Origin of the sequence: Prevotella sp. AM34-19LB, assembly GCF_003468525.1 — a bacterium.
In the GTDB taxonomy this organism is placed as follows: domain Bacteria; phylum Bacteroidota; class Bacteroidia; order Bacteroidales; family Bacteroidaceae; genus Prevotella.
The window spans coordinates 1-20,511 of record NZ_QSIG01000022.1; the positions used below are offsets into that span (position 1 = coordinate 1).

The 20,511-nt window shown below is 46.6% G+C and carries 16 protein-coding genes and 3 pseudogenes; 2 read left to right on the top strand and 17 right to left on the bottom strand.

Annotated elements, in window-relative coordinates; translation table 11 throughout:
• The 6 genes and pseudogenes from DW830_RS08250 to DW830_RS08275 all read right to left on the bottom strand — a co-directional run.
• A pseudogene (locus tag DW830_RS08250) lies at positions 1 to 136 on the bottom strand (IS1380 family transposase); the annotation flags it as partial.
• Between the two features lie 429 nt (positions 137 to 565).
• Positions 566 to 2,038, bottom strand: a complete 1,473-nt coding sequence (locus DW830_RS08255; RefSeq protein ID WP_119249534.1) for a hypothetical protein — start codon at positions 2,036 to 2,038, stop codon at positions 566 to 568.
• A 122-nt stretch (positions 2,039 to 2,160) separates the two neighbouring features.
• Positions 2,161 to 2,678: pseudogene (locus DW830_RS08260) on the bottom strand (30S ribosomal protein S16).
• A gap of 155 nt (positions 2,679 to 2,833) precedes the next feature.
• Positions 2,834 to 3,304: a DUF4293 domain-containing protein gene (locus DW830_RS08265; RefSeq protein ID WP_119249535.1), complete on the bottom strand. Its 471-nt coding sequence runs from the start codon at positions 3,302 to 3,304 to the stop codon at positions 2,834 to 2,836.
• A gap of 17 nt (positions 3,305 to 3,321) precedes the next feature.
• Positions 3,322 to 3,669, bottom strand: a complete 348-nt coding sequence (locus DW830_RS08270; RefSeq protein WP_119249536.1) for a DNA-directed RNA polymerase subunit omega — start codon at positions 3,667 to 3,669, stop codon at positions 3,322 to 3,324.
• 67 nt (positions 3,670 to 3,736) lie between these two features.
• Positions 3,737 to 4,602 (bottom strand): annotated as a pseudogene (locus DW830_RS08275) (outer membrane protein assembly factor BamD).
• Positions 4,603 to 4,739: 137 nt separating this feature from the next.
• On the opposite strand from DW830_RS08275, the gene uvrB reads away from it, so the two are divergent.
• Positions 4,740 to 6,830 (top strand): excinuclease ABC subunit UvrB, encoded by a 2,091-nt coding sequence (gene uvrB, locus DW830_RS08280; protein WP_119249537.1) that lies wholly within the window; start codon positions 4,740 to 4,742, stop codon positions 6,828 to 6,830.
• 48 nt (positions 6,831 to 6,878) lie between these two features.
• Here uvrB and DW830_RS08285 read toward each other — a convergent pair whose 3' ends face one another.
• From DW830_RS08285 to DW830_RS08330, 10 genes are all read right to left on the bottom strand, one after another.
• Complete coding sequence (locus DW830_RS08285; protein ID WP_119249538.1) at positions 6,879 to 7,466, bottom strand: IMPACT family protein; 588 nt, start codon at positions 7,464 to 7,466, stop codon at positions 6,879 to 6,881.
• Positions 7,466 to 8,800: a DUF1015 domain-containing protein gene (locus tag DW830_RS08290; protein WP_119249539.1), complete on the bottom strand. Its 1,335-nt coding sequence runs from the start codon at positions 8,798 to 8,800 to the stop codon at positions 7,466 to 7,468. Before DW830_RS08290 ends, DW830_RS08285 begins: the two co-directional genes overlap by 1 nt.
• A 104-nt stretch (positions 8,801 to 8,904) precedes the next feature.
• A complete protein-coding gene (locus DW830_RS08295; RefSeq protein WP_119249540.1) occupies positions 8,905 to 9,822 on the bottom strand; it encodes an NAD(P)-dependent oxidoreductase in 918 nt (305 codons plus the stop codon).
• 13 nt (positions 9,823 to 9,835) lie between these two features.
• Positions 9,836 to 10,906, bottom strand: a complete 1,071-nt coding sequence (serC, locus tag DW830_RS08300) for a 3-phosphoserine/phosphohydroxythreonine transaminase (RefSeq protein ID WP_119249541.1) — start codon at positions 10,904 to 10,906, stop codon at positions 9,836 to 9,838.
• Between the two features lie 302 nt (positions 10,907 to 11,208).
• Complete coding sequence (locus DW830_RS08305; RefSeq protein WP_119249542.1) at positions 11,209 to 12,528, bottom strand: DEAD/DEAH box helicase; 1,320 nt, start codon at positions 12,526 to 12,528, stop codon at positions 11,209 to 11,211.
• A gap of 25 nt (positions 12,529 to 12,553) precedes the next feature.
• A complete protein-coding gene (locus tag DW830_RS08310) occupies positions 12,554 to 13,825 on the bottom strand; it encodes a tetratricopeptide repeat protein (protein WP_233544443.1) in 1,272 nt (423 codons plus the stop codon).
• Positions 13,812 to 14,915 (bottom strand): DUF6057 family protein, encoded by a 1,104-nt coding sequence (locus tag DW830_RS08315; RefSeq protein ID WP_119249544.1) that lies wholly within the window; start codon positions 14,913 to 14,915, stop codon positions 13,812 to 13,814. The genes DW830_RS08310 and DW830_RS08315 overlap by 14 nt, the downstream gene beginning before the upstream one ends.
• Before the next feature lie 10 nt (positions 14,916 to 14,925).
• Positions 14,926 to 17,052 carry an alpha amylase C-terminal domain-containing protein gene (locus DW830_RS08320; protein ID WP_119249545.1) on the bottom strand — a complete coding sequence of 709 codons (2,127 nt, stop codon included), beginning with the start codon at positions 17,050 to 17,052 and terminating at the stop codon, positions 14,926 to 14,928.
• Positions 17,053 to 17,093: 41 nt separating this feature from the next.
• Positions 17,094 to 17,537 carry a YhcH/YjgK/YiaL family protein gene (locus tag DW830_RS08325; protein ID WP_119249546.1) on the bottom strand — a complete coding sequence of 148 codons (444 nt, stop codon included), beginning with the start codon at positions 17,535 to 17,537 and terminating at the stop codon, positions 17,094 to 17,096.
• Between the two features lie 122 nt (positions 17,538 to 17,659).
• Complete coding sequence (locus DW830_RS08330) at positions 17,660 to 18,763, bottom strand: phosphatidylinositol-4-phosphate 5-kinase (RefSeq protein ID WP_233544446.1); 1,104 nt, start codon at positions 18,761 to 18,763, stop codon at positions 17,660 to 17,662.
• A 365-nt stretch (positions 18,764 to 19,128) separates the two neighbouring features.
• On the opposite strand from DW830_RS08330, the gene DW830_RS08335 reads away from it, so the two are divergent.
• Positions 19,129 to 19,839, top strand: a complete 711-nt coding sequence (locus tag DW830_RS08335) for a LytR/AlgR family response regulator transcription factor (protein WP_119249547.1) — start codon at positions 19,129 to 19,131, stop codon at positions 19,837 to 19,839.
• Here the strand turns inward: DW830_RS08335 and DW830_RS16510 are convergent.
• A complete protein-coding gene (locus DW830_RS16510; protein ID WP_233544447.1) occupies positions 19,836 to 20,489 on the bottom strand; it encodes an HAD family hydrolase in 654 nt (217 codons plus the stop codon). The genes DW830_RS08335 and DW830_RS16510 overlap by 4 nt on opposite strands.
• Positions 20,490 to 20,511: the final 22 nt, after the last annotated feature.

The window sequence follows — 20,511 nt, forward strand, 5'->3', positions numbered from 1 at the left end:
ATCCGATGATACTGCTGCATCTCTGACCCAGTGTTGAGTCGATAACGGGTGAAAGCATGGAGTCAAATTTCTCCATGATTGAAAAAATTCCTCCAAAAGGTGTGAGTTTCTCAGATTTTATTTGTACCTTTGCCATGTCTTGTTACGATTTTCGCTTGTTTTCTAATTGCAACACTAAGATAAGTGAAAAATCTGACACGGCAAAATCCTGGGCAACTTTTTGTTGCTCAGGAACTTATAAATAAAGTTAAATTATAGTGTTGCGGAATTAAGGATCATATAAACGATATGGAAAAACATTAATCCCTTGTTTGATCGACATGCAACAACCCAATATCGTGTAAGAATAATTCTACATCCAAATCTTTATACTTAAAGACCCGAAAAATAAGGGAAGTAGAGATTCAAAATTTTCCCTTAAGGAAAAATAAAATTATCCTTAAGGAAAATATATTTTCCTTAAGGGTAGAAATATTTCTCCTTAAAGATTATTTTGGTTTTCTGAAACTTGTAATGATATTTGAAAATAATAAGATTCATATCCAAGCAAGCGCCCTACCCTCTGCTACTGCTTCAACGAACCATGAATTTTCGTGAAACTATACGCCAGAGAATTCAGGAACAGGAAAAGACCCAGCAGCCAATAGCCCCAGGAATCTGCATCCCACGCCCAAACTACACCTCCTATCAGCAGCAGATTCAGAAGATGAACCACCAGATGCCTGCCAGCCAGGAAACTCAGGCGATAGCCATAATGAGCACGACAGAAGACAAAGACTCCTACCGACTCCAGAACATAGGCGACAACAATACCTGCTCCCAAACCATCCAGACCATACCATAGATAGCCGAGGATTTCGCAGACGATGAGCAATAATACGCAACAGCATTCCTGAACCAGAAATATCCGAGCCTCACCCCTAGACAAAGGTATATACTCCAGCGGCAGATAAAACGCCTTCCACAACAACCCCGCTGCAGCAATCTGAGTCATACCCAAGACACCCAGGAACTGGCTGTTGTATAATAACGGTATGGCTATAGGAAGCAACAGGATAATGGCAATGATGATGGGACCCATCAAGAGAATATTCATCTCTAACTGTCTGTTTACAACCAGATTACGTTTTTCTGCCTCGACCATACCACTCTCCTCACTCTTTACGGCAGAAAGACGGGGATAATAATCGGTTTCCATCACCGAAAAGATCATACCACCATACACCAGCACCAGAGTAATACCGGAATTGAAAAGACCCACCTCGGCGAGATCTCCCTGCTGATTGAGAAAGGCTCTTACCAGAAATTCTGCCCCACTACTCATCATTCCAGCCAAGACAAACGAGAGTCCCAGACGAACCATCGGGAACGCTTTAACCAACTGGCTCTTGGAAAAGCACAAGCGAAACGGCTTTTCCTTACGTGAAAACCAAAAGGCAAGAAACCATTGACCTAATGCCAACAGAAAAAGTACGACGAGAATCCCCTGCTCTCCGAAGTAGCCATAGATGGGTACAGAAACCAGCAAAGACAAAAGCGCCAATAAAGAAGACTGCACCGCCAACGCCTTGAGTTTACCCAATCCTTTGAGAATAGCCGTCTCGCCACCAGCTAATATGGTAAAGAAGATGGTAGGAGCCAGCAAGATGAAATGCAGGGTATGATTTCCCCACGAAAAAGTGAAGAGATTAAGCAAGGGTCCTAAAAGAGCACAAAGCAAAGCACCCAGAAGAGCAGAAAGCAGACTGAGTGAACGGACCTGAGCAACAGCCTGGTCTATCCCGTTTCCGGAATCTGCCTCAGAAACAACCCTTACGCCACTGGTAGGAATACCGAGATTGGAAGCAGAAGAAAGAAAATTGGAAGTAGAATTGAAAAGAGACAGCAATCCCATACCTGAAGGTCCCAGGAACATAGCGGTAAATTTATTCCTGACTACGCCAACGAGCATAGTCAGCCCCTGTACTCCTCCAAACAATCCGGTATATTTCAATATATGCGAATAGCTGTTCTTTTCAGAATCCAGTCTTTCATCCATTTTCTTAGTCTTTCCCATAATACTTTAACGCAAATCCAGGATATAAAAAAAAGGCCGACACCCTTGATAAGAGTAATCGACCTTTATACTTTTCAATCTCCAAAGAAGATTCTTTTAGAAGATTAAGCCTCAGCTGGAGCCTCCTCTGTAGCCTCAGTCTCAGCAGCAGCCTCTGCAGCAGCAGCAGCCTTCTTCTCAGCTACCTTCTTAGCGATTGCCTCGTTCATCTTCTTCTCAGCCTCGAGCTCCTTAGCAGCAGCTCCTTCTTAGCCTTAGCGTCGCCCTCGCGAACAGCAGAAACCTTAGCGTCCTTGCCATTCTTCCAAGCGTCGAAACGCTTCTGAGCCTCAGCATCGTCGAATGCGCCCTTCTTAACGCCACCCTTGAGGTGCTTCATCAAGTAAACGCCCTCGCCCTTGAGGATGTTGCGAACTGTGTCTGTTGGCTGTGCACCTGTCTCTACCCAGTAGAGTGCGCGCTCGAAATTCAAATCTACAGTAGCAGGATTGGTGTTAGGGTTGAAAGTACCAATCTTCTCAGTAAATTTACCATCACGTGGTGCTCTAACGTCAGCGATTACGATGCTATAGAAAGCATAGTTCTTACGACCGCCGCGCTGCAATCTGATTTTTGTTGCCATTTTTAAAATCTAATTTTAATTTATTATTAATGAGGTTTGAATTTTATGCTGTCATCTCGTGACAGCGGGTGCAAAGGTACTACTTTTATTTGGTACCCACAAATTTTTCTCCTATTTTATAGGCTTTTTTAGCATTTCTTTTAAGAATCAGGGCTTTATCGGATGCGATCAGCGGCTCTAACCAGCTTTTCGTCATCATTTACGCCCTTATATGCCATTGCGACAAGTATCAGGCTGACGATTGGAAGACAGGCAGCAAACTCGAAGCCCATCTTGCCCTGAACCTCTGGAATTGGAATGATACCCAAGAGAATCAAGACATAATCTATCACCCACAGTACCTGAAGCAGCATGGTACATTTGCAGATACTCATCTGTATCTTGCGGTTCTTATAAAGGAATATCGTTACCAACGATAAGATTGCTGTTACGCTGAGCAGGACAAACAGAGGGATGCAGGTGGCAGAGATAGCAAGACCGCCCTCGCCTGTCACCACACCCAGATTGTAAACCATACTGTCTGTTCCCATTCCCTCTGGCTCTATACTGCCGATTGGGAAGAACAGCCCCAGCGCACATACAATAACAGCTAAAAGCAAAAACAGGGTTTGTTTACGCTGTATCATAGCTCTACCTGTCTTGTTTAGAGTTCATCCTCATCAGAAGAGTGAACTGGCATACTTGGATCACGCCAATAAATGCTCTTCTCTACAAACTCCTCTGTAGCAATCAAAGTTGGCTTTGGCAACTTCTCATAGAAACGAGAGATCTCAATCTGCTCACGGTTCTCGAAGACCTCTTCCAAAGAATCGTTGTAAGAAGCAAACTCAGAGAGTTTCTTGCTCAAGTCCTGCTTAATCTCAAGCGAGATCTGGTTAGCTCGCTTAGCGATGATTGCAACACTCTCGTAAATGTTATGCGTATCATCACAGAGATCCATGATGTTACGGGTAACTGTGTTAACTGGTGCTTTTGATTTCTTATAATCCATAATTTATAGTACTATATATATTATTCTATATTTATCTATCGTTTCCTACTAGTAAGCTGTGAGGGCATTATCTGTTGTCGCCTGCGAGCTTGTCGAGTGTATCCTCAGGATGTGCCTTCTCGAAAGCCTTGCACTTCTCGATATATTTCTCGGCAGTGGCACGCTCCTTGGAATCCGGATACTCATTGATGAAGCCATAGCATTCATCCTCAGCATCCTGATAGCGCTCCAGCTGCTTGCTCTCAACACTCATCTTCGCCAGTTCATACTTGCTCTTCATGATGAGTGTTGCAAATTCCTCGCGCTTGTTGCTGTAAGGATAATCCTTGAGGGCATTCTGCGCTGTAACGATGCAAGCCTCGTAATTGTTGCCGCCGCTGGTGCAGTTGCCGAAGTAAGTACCCATATCAAAGTACAGGCGTGCACTCTTATACTCCTTCTCTACCAGGAGATCCTGCAAGGCAAAGAGACGGTTGGTAGCCTGAGCCTTGAGATGAGCATCCGGGAAGAGGTCAAGGAACTCCTGGAAGCTGAAATCGCCATATAAGTAGTACTCTGGTCAAGTCGAGGCTCCGGTGCATTCTGATAGAGGCTTTCGCCCACAAAGTACTTCGCCATCTCTGCATACTGTCCCTTCGGATAGCTGGCATAATACTTCTTGAAATACTCTGATGCCGTTTCGTAATCCTTCAAGCCATACTCAGCCATCGCCAACATATAAAGACACTCCTCGCCCTCAGTTGAACCCTTCTTGATGGTCACAACTTCCTGCAACAGAGGAATGGCACGAGAATACTTGCCCTGTGCAAAACACTGCTTGGCATACTCGTACTTATAGGTAGGTGTTGCTGCCTTATATACCTGATTATATTCGCTCGCACAGCCTGTGAGAAGCAATGCCACACTAGCTGCGATTAGTATTGATTTCTTCATATTATTACTTTTGTGGATGCAAAGTTACAGATAATTTGCTTATTATCAAAAGAAAAAATACATTTTTTCGCAAATAATTAATCTTTATAACGATTAATGCCGTTTTTTTTGTATTTTTGCACCCAAAAACAGAGATTATGGACTTTAAAATCACATCAGAATATCAACCGACGGGTGATCAGCCGCAGGCCATCCGACAACTCACCGAAGGCATCCAGCAGGGAGAGCCCGCACAGGTGCTGCTTGGCGTAACCGGTTCCGGCAAGACCTTCACCGTAGCAAACGTTATAGCCAACGTGGGCAAGCCGACTCTTATCCTGAGTCATAACAAGACGCTTGCCGCCCAGCTTTATCAGGAGATGAAAGGCTTCTTCCCCAATAACGCCGTGGAGTATTACGTTTCCTACTACGACTATTACCAGCCGGAGGCATATCTGCCAACCACGGATACCTATATAGAAAAAGATCTCGCCATCAATGATGAGATCGACAAGCTCCGTCTGGGTGCCGTTTCCGCTTTGCTTTCAGGCAGAAAAGATGTCATCGTGGTATCTTCCGTATCATGCATCTATGGTATGGGTGGACCAGTAGCCATGCAGGAGAACATCATCAAGATTCGCAGGGGACAGCAACTCGACAGAAATGAGTTCCTCAGGAAACTGGTAGATGCCCTCTATGTAAGAAACGACATCGAACTGCAGCGCGGCAACTTCCGTGTCAAGGGAGAAACGGTAGATATCTTCATGGCGTACAGCGACCATGTGCTGCGAGTAACCTGGTGGGATGACGAGATAGACAGCATCGAGGAGGTAGATTCCCTCACCTATCACCGACTCGCCTCCTTTGAAGAATATGAGATTTATCCTGCCAACCTTTTTGTAACCAGCAAGGAGCAGCAGGAAATCGCCATCAGAATGATACAGGACGACCTGGTGAAGCAGGAAGAATTCTTCAAGAGCATAGGCGATGGCATCAAGGCACAGCGCATCAAGGAGCGTGTGGAATACGATATGGAGATGATCAAGGAGCTGGGACACTGTTCGGGCATCGAGAACTATTCGAGATATTTCGATGGCAGACATGAAGGAGAGCGTCCATACTGTCTGCTCGATTTCTTCCCGAAAGATTTCCTACTGGTGGTTGACGAGAGCCATGTAAGCATTCCGCAGATCGGTGCGATGTATGGTGGCGATAGAGCCAGAAAGAAGAACCTGGTGGAATACGGTTTCCGGTTGCCTGCCGCCTTCGACAACCGTCCGCTCACCTTCGAGGAATTTCACAGTATGATTCATCAGGCCATCTACGTGAGTGCTACCCCAGCCGACTATGAGCTGAGAGAATCTGAAGGTGTGGTAGTAGAACAGCTGATTCGTCCTACCGGATTGCTCGATCCGGAGATAGAGGTCCGCCCAAGCGAGAACCAGATAGATGATCTGCTCGATGAGATTCTGACCAGAACCCACCGGGATGAACGTGTACTCATCACCACCCTTACCAAACGTATGGCTGAGGAGCTGACCGAGTTCCTGCTGAACCACGATGTAAAGGCTGCCTATATCCATAGCGATGTGGCAACGCTCGACCGCGTGAAGATCATGAACGATCTGCGAGCAGGTATCTATGATGTACTGGTGGGTGTGAATCTGCTCCGCGAGGGTCTTGACTTGCCTGAGGTATCGCTTGTAGCCATTCTCGATGCAGACAAGGAGGGATTTCTGCGCAGTCACCGTTCTCTGACCCAGACCGCCGGTCGTGCCGCCAGAAACGTGAACGGCAAGGTGATTATGTATGCGGATAATATTACAGACAGCATGCAGAAGACCATTGATGAGACTGCCCGCCGAAGAAGCATCCAGCTGAAATACAATGCCGATCATGGCATCACCCCTAAGCAGATTCAGAAGGCAATCACCTCTGCACTGCCTACCAGCAAGGAAGAGGCAGCCAATGGTGCCGCCAGCATCAGAAACATCAAGGGTGCCGAAGGTTTTCAGGGTGTTCTGGGTGCCGAAGGTTCGAAGCAACGGGTTTATATCGAACCGGATACAGCCACGATGGTTGCCGATCCTATCGTCCGCAGCATGAGCAAGGAGGAACTGGAGAAGAGCATCGCCAATACTACAGCCCTGATGAAGCAAGCCGCCAAGGACCTCGACTTCATGCAGGCCGCCCAGTATCGCGACGAAATCATCCGATTGCAGAAGGAATTGGAAGAAAAAAATAATTAGTAATTATATACAAATGAGGGTGTGTCATAAGCCACACCCTCATTTTCTTTATTCGAAGGAAAGCTTCTTCAGGCGAGTACGTAACTGCTCGGCTTCGCTCTTCCTGATGGATAACTTGATGGTACAGGTATTGTCGAAAGTCTGATCCACGATGCGTGGATTCATCTCCTTCACGATTCTCATCACATCATTCATCATCGGATAGGTGAAATCATAGGTTACGATTTCCTCTACCTGCTGCGTTACCTCCTCACAATGCGCCAAGGCATCTATCGCAGCTTCACGATAGGCAACAATCAATCCGCTGGTACCCAGCTTGACACCTCCGAAATAGCGGATTACCACGATGAGAATATCCGTCAATTCGGCTTTCGTAATCTGTCCCAGGATAGGCTTTCCTGCCGTAGAAGAAGGCTCACCATCATCATTGGCGCGAAACTCCGTACGCTCCGGACCTAGCATATAGGCATAACAACAATGTCGGGCATCGTAATATTTCTTACGGTACCCGGCAACAATCTCCTTCACCTCGTCAACGGTCGTAACGTGGTGAGCAAAGGCGAGAAACTTACTCCTTTTCTCGGTGTAATATCCCTCGCCTACTGTATCTGATATAGTCTTAAATTCGTCAATCATTAATCCAACTTGTGAATAATCAATCCGCTACGCAACTTTGGCTCAAACCAGGTTGCCTTTGGCGGCATAATCTTGCCACTGTCTGCAATGTCCATAATCTGCTGCATGGTGACAGGATACAAGGCAAGTGCCATCTTCATCTCGCCACTATCTACACGACGCTTCAACTCGCCGAGTCCACGAAGACCGCCCACGAAGTCGATACGCTTATCAGAACGCAAATCCTTGATGCCCAGAATATCATCCAGAATCAGACGGGAAGAGATATCTACATCGAGCACGCCGATAGGATCCTCATCATCATAGGTTCCAGGCTTGGCAAACAAACCGTACCATTTACCATCGAGATACACGAGGAAAGAATGGAGAGCGGCAGGCTTCAGGATATCCAAGCCAAACTGCTCGATTGCTGCATCAACAGCAAACTTCTCATAGCATGGGATACCCTCCTCATCGCCAGACACATTCACATTAATCGCATCAATCTCAATAACTTCGAAGTTCTTGGTAAGAGCATCGAGGAACTGTTCTGATGTCAAGCCATTCAAGTCCTTCACTACTCGGTTGTAATCAAGGATGGTAAGCTGGCTAGCCTGGAAGCAGACAGCCATGAAATAGTTGTATTCCTCCTTACCGGTATGGTTCGGATTCTGCTTTGCCTTCTCTGCGCCTACCAAAGCTGCGGCAGCCGAACGGTGATGACCATCGGCGATATAGAGGCTAGGCATCTTGGCAAATTCAGCGGTGATGGTTTCGATATCCTTGTCATCACTGACAATCCAGAACTGGTGACGGAAGCCATCAATCGGAGCGACGAAATCATACTCAGGCTCTGTTGCAGCATAGCGCATCAGAATCTCATTGAGCACCAGATTATCAGGATAAGCAAAGAAGACAGGTTCGATATTGGCATTGCAGACACGAACGTGCTTCATACGATCCTCTTCCTTGTCACGGCGGGTAAGTTCATGCTTCTTGATGACACCCGTCATATAATCATTTACATATGCACCCACCACAAGACCATACTGTGTCTTGCCATTCATGGTCTGTGCATAGATATAATACTGTTCTTTATCATCCTGCTTCAACCAGCCGTTCTCCTGGAACTTCTTGAAGTTCTCTGCGGCACTCTCATAAACACGAGGGTCGTACTCTGAGGTACCCGGCTCGAAGTTGATTTCAGGTTTAATAATATGATAAAGGCTTTTCTCGTTATCGCCAGCCTCGGTACGAGCTTCCTCTGAATCGAGGACATCGTATGGACGAGACTCAACTTGCTCTACTAAATCTTTTGGAGGGCGAATGCCCTTGAAAGGTTTTACTATTGCCATAATGTTATATTAAATTTGTCAAGATGAATAAAAACACGAAAAGCCCATCAAGAGTGCTTCAGTGAAAAAGCACTCTTCATGAGCTATATATTCGGGATGATTAATTACTTATTTACCTGGAACTTGGTGCAGCCATCTGCAAAGAACGCATTGATCTGCTTGGCTGCAGCAATACCAGCATTGATGTTAGCCTCGGCTGTCTGCGCACCCATCTTCTTAGGTGTTGAGAAGTAACGGCCCTCGAACTTGGCGAAGTCTGCATCAGCATCTGGCTTGATGTCGGTGATGAACTTCAAGTCCTCACGCTCAGCGAGAAGCTTCAGGAGCTCAGGCTCATTGATGACCTCCTTGCGGGCAGTGTTAATAAGAATACCACCCTTAGGCAACTGGTTCACGGTCTTGTAATCGATGCTCTTGATAGTCTCTGGAGTAGCAGGAATATGAAGAGAAACGATGTCGCTAGTCTGGAACAGTTCATCCTGAGACTTTACGGCGTGAACACCAGCTGCCTCGATAACATCTGCAGGGCAGAAGGCATCATAGGCAGACACTTCCATACCGAAGCCCTTGGCGATGCGAGCTACATTGCGACCCACATTTCCGAATGCCAGGATACCCAACTTCTTACCCTTCAACTCACAGCCAGCCTTGCCATTGTAGAAGTTACGAACGGCAAATACCAGCAAGCCGAATACCAACTCGGCTACAGCGTTAGAGTTCTGACCAGGGGTATTCTCGGCTACTACGTTGTGAGCAGTAGCAGCTGCCAGGTCGATATTGTCATAACCAGCACCAGCACGAACGATAATCTTCAGGTTCTTGGCAGCGTCGAGCACCTCGGCATCAGCCTTGTCAGAACGGATAATCATCGCATCCACATCCTTCACAGCCTCGAGAAGCTGAGCCTTCTCTGTATATTTTTCGAGCAGAACGAGTTCGTTGCCTGCTCCCTCTATTTCTTTCTTAATGCCTTCCACAGCAGCCGCTGCGAATGGCTTTTCTGTTGCAACTAATACTTTCATACAAATTCAAAAATTAATGTTGTGCTTCAAAATCCTGCATAGCCTTTACAAGTGCCTGAACACCCTCCATGGTCTGTGCATTGTAGCAGCTGGCACGGAAACCACCAACAGAACGGTGACCCTTGATACCAACCATGCCGCGCTCTGTAGCGAAATCAAGGAATGGCTTCTCCAGCTCCTTGTACTCATCGTTCATCACGAAGCAGATGTTCATCAATGAGCGGGAAGCCTCTTCCACGGTACCCTTGAAGAGCTTGTTGCGGTCAATCTCTGTATAGAGAACCTCAGCACGCCCGTGAGCTCGCTTGTCAGCAGCCTCTACACCACCATTTGCCTTCAACCAGCGGAGGTTCTCCATAAGGGTATAGATAGGAACTACAGGAGGAGTATTGAACATACTGCACTTCTCTACGTGAGTACGATAGTCGAGCATGGTAGGAATCTCGCGAGGAGCCTTGCCGAGCATCTCATCCTTCACGATGATAACGGTAACACCAGCCATAGAGAGGTTCTTCTGGGCACCAGCATAGATGGCGGTGTACTTGGAAACATCCACAGGACGACTCATGATGTCTGATGACATATCAGAAATCAAAGGAACGTTCACGTCTGGATCCACACGGAGTTCGGTACCATATATAGTATTGTTGCTTGTGAGATGCAAGTAATCACAATCGGCTGGCACAGTGTTAGGAACCTGTGGATAGAAAGTGTAGTTGGCGTCGGACGATGATGCGATCTCCACGACCTCACCAAAATGCTTTGCCTCTTTCATTGCCTTCTTAGCCCAAGTACCAGAATTAATGTAGGCAGCCTTCTTGATGAGGAAGTTGGCTGGAATCTGCATAAACTGCAATGACGCACCACCACCAAGGAAGATTACGGAGTAACCCTCAGGAATGTCAAGAAGCTCCTTGAAAAGGGAGACAGCCTCATCAACAACTGGCTGGAAATCCTTAGCACGGTGGCTGATTTCCATCAATGAAAGACCTGAACCATTAAAATCCAAAATCTGCTTTGCTGTGTTCTCAATCACTTCACGTGGAAGCATTGATGGACCTGCGTTAAAATTGTACTTCTTCATCTTGTTTAATTATTTTAGTTTTCTGACTATGCCATTCCTGTTAGCAGGAACAGTATAAGCGCAATCCACCCATATAGGCAACTGAGCAACCCTAATGTATGGATTTACGGATGCGAAAATACATATTTTATTTGAAACCACCAAATTTTCCTGCACATTTTTAGCGTTTTGGGCAAAAATCTTTCATTTTGTCAGTGCTTTTAACATATTTATCGCATATTTATGCCATAAATATCAATTTATAACCAGAAAAGCCTCCTCTGGAAACAAATTCCAAGAAGAGGCCTTCACCGGCATTAAAATCATCGCACTTCTTCCACGATGGTCTTTACGCCCTTAATTTTCTCACCCTTTACATTGTTGAGCACACTTCTCAACTTTGGTCGGGCTATCGCCGCATAGGCATAGCGGTCGTTGACATCAATCTTTCCGATTTCAGACGAGTTCAATCCGCCCTTCTTGCAAAGGAAGCCCAGGATATCGCCCTTACTGATCTTATCCTTCTTTCCCTTACCTATATATAAGGTAGCCATTTTTGGCTTTGCCGGCATCGGCAACTCCTCTACGGCAGGAATCTCGTACTCCTCTACCTCTGCATCAACATATTCAGGAATGTGCTCCTCCGGACCCAACAGGAAGAAAGCTCTACCCTGTGCCTCCCATCTTGCAGTACGACCCACACGATGGATATAGCCATCCTCGCTTTCCGGCATGTGATAATGGATGATGTTATCGATGTCTGGGATGTCGAGACCACGTGATGCGAGATCGGTGCTCACCAGGATATTGGCACTGCCATTGCTGAAACGATAGAGTGAAGCCTCACGCTCCTTCTGCTCCAGACCGCCATGGAAGAAAGAGGTAGAGAACCCCTGCTCCACCAGATACTTATTAGTGCGCTCTACGCTATCACGATAGTTCAGGAAGACGATGGTGCTCTGGTCGCCCAAACTGCGGAGCAACATACCCAGGCTCTCCAGCTTATCCTTCACCGGACTTTCCACCTTATATATATGTACACGTTCAGGCACCTGCTCCTCGTCCATCCGATAATCTATCTTCTCTACTCTGCCCATGTGTACGAAACGAGGAATCTCCTCTGCCTCGGTAGCAGAAAGCAGGAAGTGACGGCGTAAGCCAGGGAGCGATTTCACCAGACGGCTCATCTCATCCTGGAAACCCATCTCCAGACATTTGTCGAATTCATCAATTACGAGATATCTGATATGGTAACGGTTCAGATTACCCTTATCAAGATGATCGTTCAGACGGCCTGGAGTTCCGAAGACAATCTGTGGACGCACCTGCTTCATCACACGATGCTCATCCATTGTCGCACGACCTCCATAACAAGCCATGGCACGAAGTCCGCTACCCATATTCTTGAGTACGGTGGCAGACTGCAGCGCCAGCTCTCTACCAGGAGTCACCACAACAGCCTGCGGCTCGTCGTCGCCGGCATCAATGAGTTGCGAGAGCGGCAGGAGATAAGCCAGCGTCTTACCACTACCGGTAGGCGAAAGCACTACCACATCTCTATCGGTGTGCAGCACGGCCTGCATCGCATCCTGCTGCATATCGTTGAGTTCGATACCCAACTTATCTAAAATTCTATCTATCATTGTCTTTTGTTTATTGAAAAAGAGATTACCTTTTCTTCATGATTTTATCTATTTCATCAAACTCCTTACCCATATTCAGATTCAGATAGATGGTATAGAGCGGAAAAGCCCATTTAGACTGCTCATCAGGCTGAAGCTTTCTATATTTGACAAGATAAGGGAGTGCCTTCCTGTAATTGGCATCCACCTGTTCACGCACCTTTCTCGAAGTCTGCGAACTCTTATCCTGTTCCACTGCCATATTGAAGTAACAGATGCCTGCATTATAATATGGATCGGCAAGTTCCTCATTCACGGAGATAGCCTTATCGCTTACCTTGATGCACTCCTGGAGTTTGCTCTGCTCGAAGAGGATGTTGCTCTTGGCAACAAGATACGTATCACTGTCTGGCACAATGGTGAGAGCCTTGTCCACTACTGCCATCGCAGAATCCAGCTGATTGGTATCTACATAAAACTCCACGAGTCGTGGGAAGAAATATGGGAAGGTAGGCACCCGTTCGAATCCTTCCTTCAGCGATGCCAGATAACGCGCTGTATCCTTCTCCAGATAATAGGTTTCGGCAAGATACTGCAACATATAGTTGTAATGCACGGTATCTTTCAGCGCTACATAAGAATGATGCAGCGTTGCCTTGGGATCCTTCATCTTATAGCCGGAATATACGGCATAATAGGCTGCCAAAGGAAGATGCTTATCCTTCTGGCTGTAATCATACGACTGGAACAACGGCTGGTTGGCACAATCTATATAACGGTCGAAGAACTTATAGGAATCGGCATACTTCTTCTTACCGAGGAACCACAGACCACCATTAAAGAGATTGGTGCGGATATGGGAAAGATAATCAGCATGCTGCTTACGGAATTCGATTTCCACCTTTCCCTTTTTATTAGGAACCATCTCTACAGAATCAAACTGCTGCGCAATCTCAAAGAGCTGTCGGGTGAAATTGAAGAGCTGGGCAGTATCATACTTCTGCTTGAGATAGAGCTTTTCGTTACCCTGCTCGTATTGCTTACGTACGGCAGCAAAGTAGAGGCTCCAGATTTTCTTGTTGTTCTGATTGGCAGAATCAGCCAGAAGTTTCTGCATGCTTGCCTGCGCCTGAGGCAGATTCTTGCCCGACTTCACCTGATCCTTCGCCAATTGTATTTCCTTCTTCTGGGCAAAGCCCGCTGATGGCACAAGAAGGAGCATCCACAATATGGCACTCGCCAGGTTGCGGAAAAACGGATATTCCCATTTACTACTATATCCCGATATTTTATGTCTCAATCTATTATTTATTTCCATAATCATAATAGTACCAATATGTGTTGCTGTATGTATCGCGGAGAACAGACTGGCGTTCTACCGGATTGCTATATTTACGCTCCATCGACTGATAATCGGCAAAATCGGCATCCATCACGTTGTCGTGAAACTCTACGATAGGATGCGTACGAAGATGACAATAGAGCAAAAGAGCTTCTTTGTAATGAGTTGGCAGCTTGGTCAAATCATAATACTTAACCAGCTTGCTGACAAATGCATCGAGCTTCTTATCCAACAGAAGCGCACAAAGCTCGTACTCCTTCGAGAGGCGATACTTCAGGCGATGTTTCTTCATCCAGGGCGATGTGCCATACATCCACACCGGAGCCTGCCACATCAATGCCTTGACGGACGTGCCATTGATATACATCGACTGGCTGCCACCTACCAATGGATAGGAGAAAAGACGACTGCCCAGCTCGCCCGTTCTGTAAAGACAGGCTATACGGAGCATCGTAAGCGACGAATCAGTCTGAAGGGATTTCTCTCCCACCTCTAAAGCTTTTTCATACTGTTTTTCTTTCATCAGATGTTCCATCTTCATTCTTTCGTGAAAGAGGCGATCATTGTTGGTGATGAAGATAACTGCCAGCATCATCAGGACAAGCTGGAAGATGTTCACCCATGAGTAATGCGAGAGCCAACCGAAACTATGTGGCTCCTGCTCAAGAGGTTCCAACTGTCTGACCACCCACATCACGCCTCCCCAGACCAGCAGACTGAAAGGCAGGACAAGCCACCACCAACCCAACGACAAGCTAGTATCTACATGGGTAGGCACATCGGCTATCAGGGCCAGCAAAAGGAATGAAGGGAAATAAGTAAGTCCGTGGAAGCGGCGCTTCACACGGGTCACCGCATATGCTCCCAACTGCAGCAGAAAGCATACAAAGGTTACAAGCAGCGGTGCAAGCGTATAGAAATAATCCGTCTTACCTTCTGATAAGACATGCTGCGCCACGGCTAGAATGTCTGCCTGGTAACAAGCCAGGAATGTATAAGCAAAAACTAAAAAAATGATAGCACAGGCGAAGCGCATCTTCGCCGTGCTATTCCTTTTATGATCCATATATCTATGTTTAATTTTTCTTGAGCACCAGTGCCGAACGGGCTGGCAAGTAGAGCTTCAACCACTCCTTGCGATCGTTCACATACACAGGGTCATAGCTGGTGAGGTGGGTCATCTCGTCATCGTTCAGACCATTGCCACCAAACGCCTTGTTGTCGGTATCGAGTACCACACTATAAGCACCGGTTGGTACCAGGAATCCATAGTCGGTAAACGAGCGGGTTGGCGAGAAGTTGAAGACGAAGAGCAGGTCGCCTCGCATATAAGCGAGTACCTGATCGCCATCATTGTGCCAGATTTCAACAACTGGTGTCTTGTTAAAGTTCTTTTCACTCTTAATTGTCTTGAGCATCTCCTTGTCGAAGTCGCCGAGATAGTGATAGCAGAGTTCCTTGTTATCTACCAGATTCCACTGTCTGCGAGCATACTTATAGCTCCATCCGTTACCCTCGCGAGGGAAATCAATCCACTCTGGATGGCCGAACTCATTACCCATGAAGTTCAGGTAGCCACCATTGATGGTAGAAGCTGTAGCCAGACGAATCATCTTGTGCAAGGCAATGCCTCGGTGAACCATATCGTTTTCATCACCCTTCTTGAAGTGCCAGTACATATCAGCATCTATCAGGCGGAAGATGATGGTCTTGTCGCCTACCAATGCCTGGTCGTGGCTCTCGCAGTAAGAGATGGTCTTCTCGTCGGCACGGCGGTTCTTGATCTCCCAGAAAATGCTGGATGGCTTCCAGTCTTCATCCTTCAATTCCTTGATGGTCTTGATCCAATAGTCTGGAATATTCATCGCCATACGATAGTCGAAGCCATAGCCGCCATCGGTAAACTTGGCAGCTAATCCAGGCATACCGCTCACCTCTTCGGCAATGGTGATGGCATTCTTGTTTACCTCGTGAATCAGACAGTTGGCAAGGGTGAGATAGCAGATAGCGTTATCATCCTCATGACCATTGAAGTAGTCACCGTAATTGCAGAATGCCTCTCCCAGACCGTGGCTATAATAGAGCATGGAGGTTACTCCATCGAAGCGGAAACCATCGAAGTGGTATTCGCTGAGCCAGTACTTGCAGTTGCTCAGGAGGAAGTGCATCACCTCATCCTTACCATAGTCGAAGCAGAGGCTGTCCCAAGCTGGATGCTCATGTCTGTCGCCAGGATAGAAGTACTGGTTAGGATCACCGGCAAGATTACCGAGACCTTCCATCTCATTCTTCACTGCATGAGAGTGAACGATATCCATGATGACAGCTATGCCATTCTGATGAGCCGTATCGATGAGATCCTTGAGCTCCTCAGGGGTTCCGAAACGGCTGCTGGCAGCAAAGAAGCTACTTACGTGATAGCCGAAGGAACCATAATAAGGATGCTCCTGGATAGCCATGATCTGAATGCAGTTGTAACCATCCTCAATGATACGTGGCAGCACCTTCTCCTTAAACTCGGTGTAGGTACCCACCTTCTCAGCATCCTGTCCCATTCCGATATGGCACTCATAGATGAGCAGCGGAGTGGTGCTAGGCTTGAAGGTTTTCTTCTTCCACTTGTAAGGCTCAGGGCTCCATACCTGCGCAGAGAAAATCTTGGTCTGCTCATCCTGAACCACACGATTAGCCCATGCAGGGATACGCTCGCCTTCTCCACCTTCCCAGTGCACCTTCATCTTGAAGAGATCACCGTGCTTCATTGCCTTTTCCGAGAGTTTCAACTCCCAGTTGCCGGTACCCTTGATACGCTTGGCACGATACTTTGGGCTTTCCTGCCAGCCGTTGAAATCTCCGATGAGATAAATATCAGTAGCATTTGGCGCCCACTCGCGGAACACCCATCCCTTCTCCGTCTTATGCAATCCGAAGTAGTCGTATCCGTTGGCGAAATCGCTGAGCGAAATCTTGCCGTTACGGGTAAGCTGGTTGAGTTTCCAGAGCGCATGCTCATGTCTTCCTACGATAGCAGGCTCAAAGTCTGCCAGATATGGATCGTTCTTCACGAGTCCAATATGTTTTGGGGCAGCAGCCTTCACGGTTTTCTTGGTAGCGCACTTGGCGGTTGCCTTGCAGGTAGCCTTCTTGGCTGTTGTCTTCTTTGCTGTAGTATTTTTAGCTGAAGTTTTCTTTTCTGTTGCCATATATCATGATTTTAGATGGTTCTACTATTTTATTAAGGTTTTTAAGCCTTTACCTTGAAGATAGCCTTATGGATATCACCCTTGCCGATGCATGGCTGATGACCGTCCTGTGGGAAGAAGATGGCAAACTGACCTGGCTTGCAGGTTACCAGTGTCTGAGCCTTCACACCAGGATATACGGTACAATCGTTAGCCTCGTCGTACTCCACTTCCGGGAGATCCTTCACTGGAGAATATCCGTAGGTTTCCTCTGTATTCAAAGGAATCTGAATATCTATCATCTGGCGATGTGCCTCGATGGTAGCTTCTTCCTCGGTCTTGCCGTGAGCTACAGCGATATTCACAAAGAGATCATCACCCTGGATAGGATGCTTGCCTGTCTCCAACTTAGTGAGATCATTCTCGTTGATAAACTTCACTACTTCTGCGAAGAGTGGATTAAGAGAAACATATTTCTCCAAATTGTCTAATGTATCAATTACCATAGTATATTGAATTTTGTGATTGATTTCTTTTTTTAAAAAGTTTATATTCTAGGAAAGCATAGAAGCGGATAAGTGTTTAATTGCCTCCAGATTGATTGATGATTCAATTCCTGGCAGGAAGTTTAATCCTCAAATCGCTTTCCGTTCTCATATACACCCTTGGCAGTAACCTGACCATTGCGGTCTTTCTCTACGAATCTGCCATCGCGTGCATCCTTCTTATAGTTGCCCTCGAAGCGCTTGCCGTCCTTGTTCTCCTCGATACAGAAACCCTCGCGCTTACCATTGTGATAGATGCCCTTGAAGCGGTTGCCGTTGGCGTAATGTATCACCACGTTGCCGTCCACATATCCTTTCTTGAACTCACCTTCAAAGATGTCACCGTTCTTCTTGGTCAACTTTCCCCTGCCGTTCTGCAGGTCGTCTTTCCAGCTGCCAACATAGATGTCGCCATTCTTCCATACGAAAGTACCCTGTCCGGAACGCTGGCCATCCACAAACTGTCCGGTGTATTTCGAACCGCTGGCTGAGCGGAAAATACCTTCACCGGTACGCTCACCCTGCGAATAATCACCTTCATAGATATCGCCGTTATGAAATTTGTAGATACCCTTACCGTCCTGGATATCATCCTTCCAGTCGCCGATATAGGTATCACCGTCAGCATATTTAAAGGTACCCTTTCCTGAGCGCTGGTTATCTACCCACTGTCCATCATAGGTGGTTCCATCTCCCCAGTCAAAGAATCCATTGCCATTCTTCATGTCGTTCATCCACTGGCCTTTGTATTTGGCACCGTTGGAATAAGTATAGGTACCCTTTCCCTGTCGCTTATCCTTATACCAGTCTCCGTCATACTTATCACCATTGTAATAGTACATCACGCCATGTCCGTGCTGGAAATCGCGGAACCAGAGTCCCACATACTTATTATTGTTCTGGAAGTAATAGGTGCCCTTGCCGTGCTGCTGGTCCTGCAGCCACTGTCCTTCGTATCTCTCGCCATCCGAGAAAGTATATACGCCATATCCGCTGCGCTTTCCCTTGACGTAGGCACCCTCGTAAGTATCACCATTCTTATATATGGTAGATCCCTTACCCTGTGGCTTGCCGCTTACCATCTCTCCCTTATACTGGCCGCCATCACGGGTAATGCAGCTACCGAGCGAGATTTTCTGCGCCGACATGGCAAGAGGCGAACATGCCAGCATCATCGCCAGCATCATCTGCTTACCTGTAAGCAAAAACGTGCTTACAGAAAAATATCTTATAGAATTGTTTTTCTTATCATTCATGTCGTTTATCATCATTTTGATTTCGAAAAGAACTGGTATCACAGCCATTCCCGGGCCACATGATTGCGAGTCCAGAACGGAGTTTGACCGATTCCGAACCGATATATTCGATTCAATCCCCAAAAGTAACGCTTTTTCGGCAAACTACCAAATAGATTAAGCAAATTTAAGGGAAAAAGAATAAAAATAAGATTTCCAGAAAAAAAACATCTTCCGGATACAATAAAACGGAAAATCAGCCGTTATTAGGCAAATATAATGATAATACCATCAAACTAATCAAATAAAATAAGATTATGATATTAAACTGCGCTATCATAGATGAAGATCCTGAGGCTTTGGCTTTGCTGAAGCATTATGTTGAGGAAACACCATCCCTCAAACTTATCGGCGCGTACCACAACGCCATCGAAGCTGTAGATGGAATCCACCACAGCCATCTCGACATTCTGTTTCTTGCCATCCACATGCAGCAGATCAGCGGGCTCGAGTTTGCCAAGCTCGTGCCAATGAACGTGAAGATTATCTTCACCACCGCATTCAAGGAGTATGCCATCGAAGCATACAAGGTGAACGCCTTCGACTATCTGGTCAAGCCTATCCTTTACGGAGACTTCATGCAGACATGCCAGAAGGTATTCGACCATTATATGCAGAACGATGCCTACAACCCCATCAAGCGCGATGGCTTCGTAGTGGTGAAGAACGAAAGCAGATACACCAGGATTCCTTTCGAGAACATACTCTTTATCGAGAGCGTGAAAGATTACGTGAAGTTCCACATAGCGGACGGACACAACATCATGACCCTGGGCAACCTGAAACGCCTGGAAGAGAAACTCCCACGCGAGAAGTTCAGAAGGGTGCACCGCTCTTTCATTGCCAATCTAACTAATTTCGACTACATCCAGAACATGAAGGTCATCTATGGCAAACTGGCGGTGCCTATCTCTGACACCAACAGGGATGATGTAGTGAAATTCGTAGAAGAACACGGAATCAACTAACAGATCTGCAGTGGGGATGTAACAAATATTCTAGCATCATGTGCGATAAGGAATTCGAGATCGCGGAATCCCCAAAGCACACTGATGCAAGGCATTCCGCTGTTCTTGGCGGTCATGACATCCACATCACTGTCGCCGATATAGACAGCACTTTCCCTATCGGCATTCATCTGGCGCAAAGCCTCATTTACCGTATCTGGGGCTGGCTTTTTCTGAATATCCTCACGCTCACCTATAGCCACATCTACCAAGTCGCCAAAGAAATGGCGGCAGAGGGCTTGGGTGGCAGCATAAAACTTATTGCTCACCACGGCAATATTCTTGCCTCTATCCTTCAATTCCTGTAACATTTCCATCACACCCGGATAAGGCTGCGTGGTATCAAGATTATGCATCATATAGTGCTTGCGGAAATCGGCAAACACCTGTTCAAACTTCTCATTTTCCAAACCATCCGGAATGGCACGTTCCATCAATTTCTTGATACCGTTTCCAACAAAGCGGCGCACTTCATCTACGGTTCGCTCAGGAAAGCCATTCGTCTTGAGGGCATAATTGCAGCTCGCAGCCAAATCGCCAAGGGTAGAAAGCAAGGTACCATCCAAGTCGAAGATATAGGTGTCGAAATTAAACTGAGCATGAGGCGGCATCTTCTTCACACGGAACTCACCA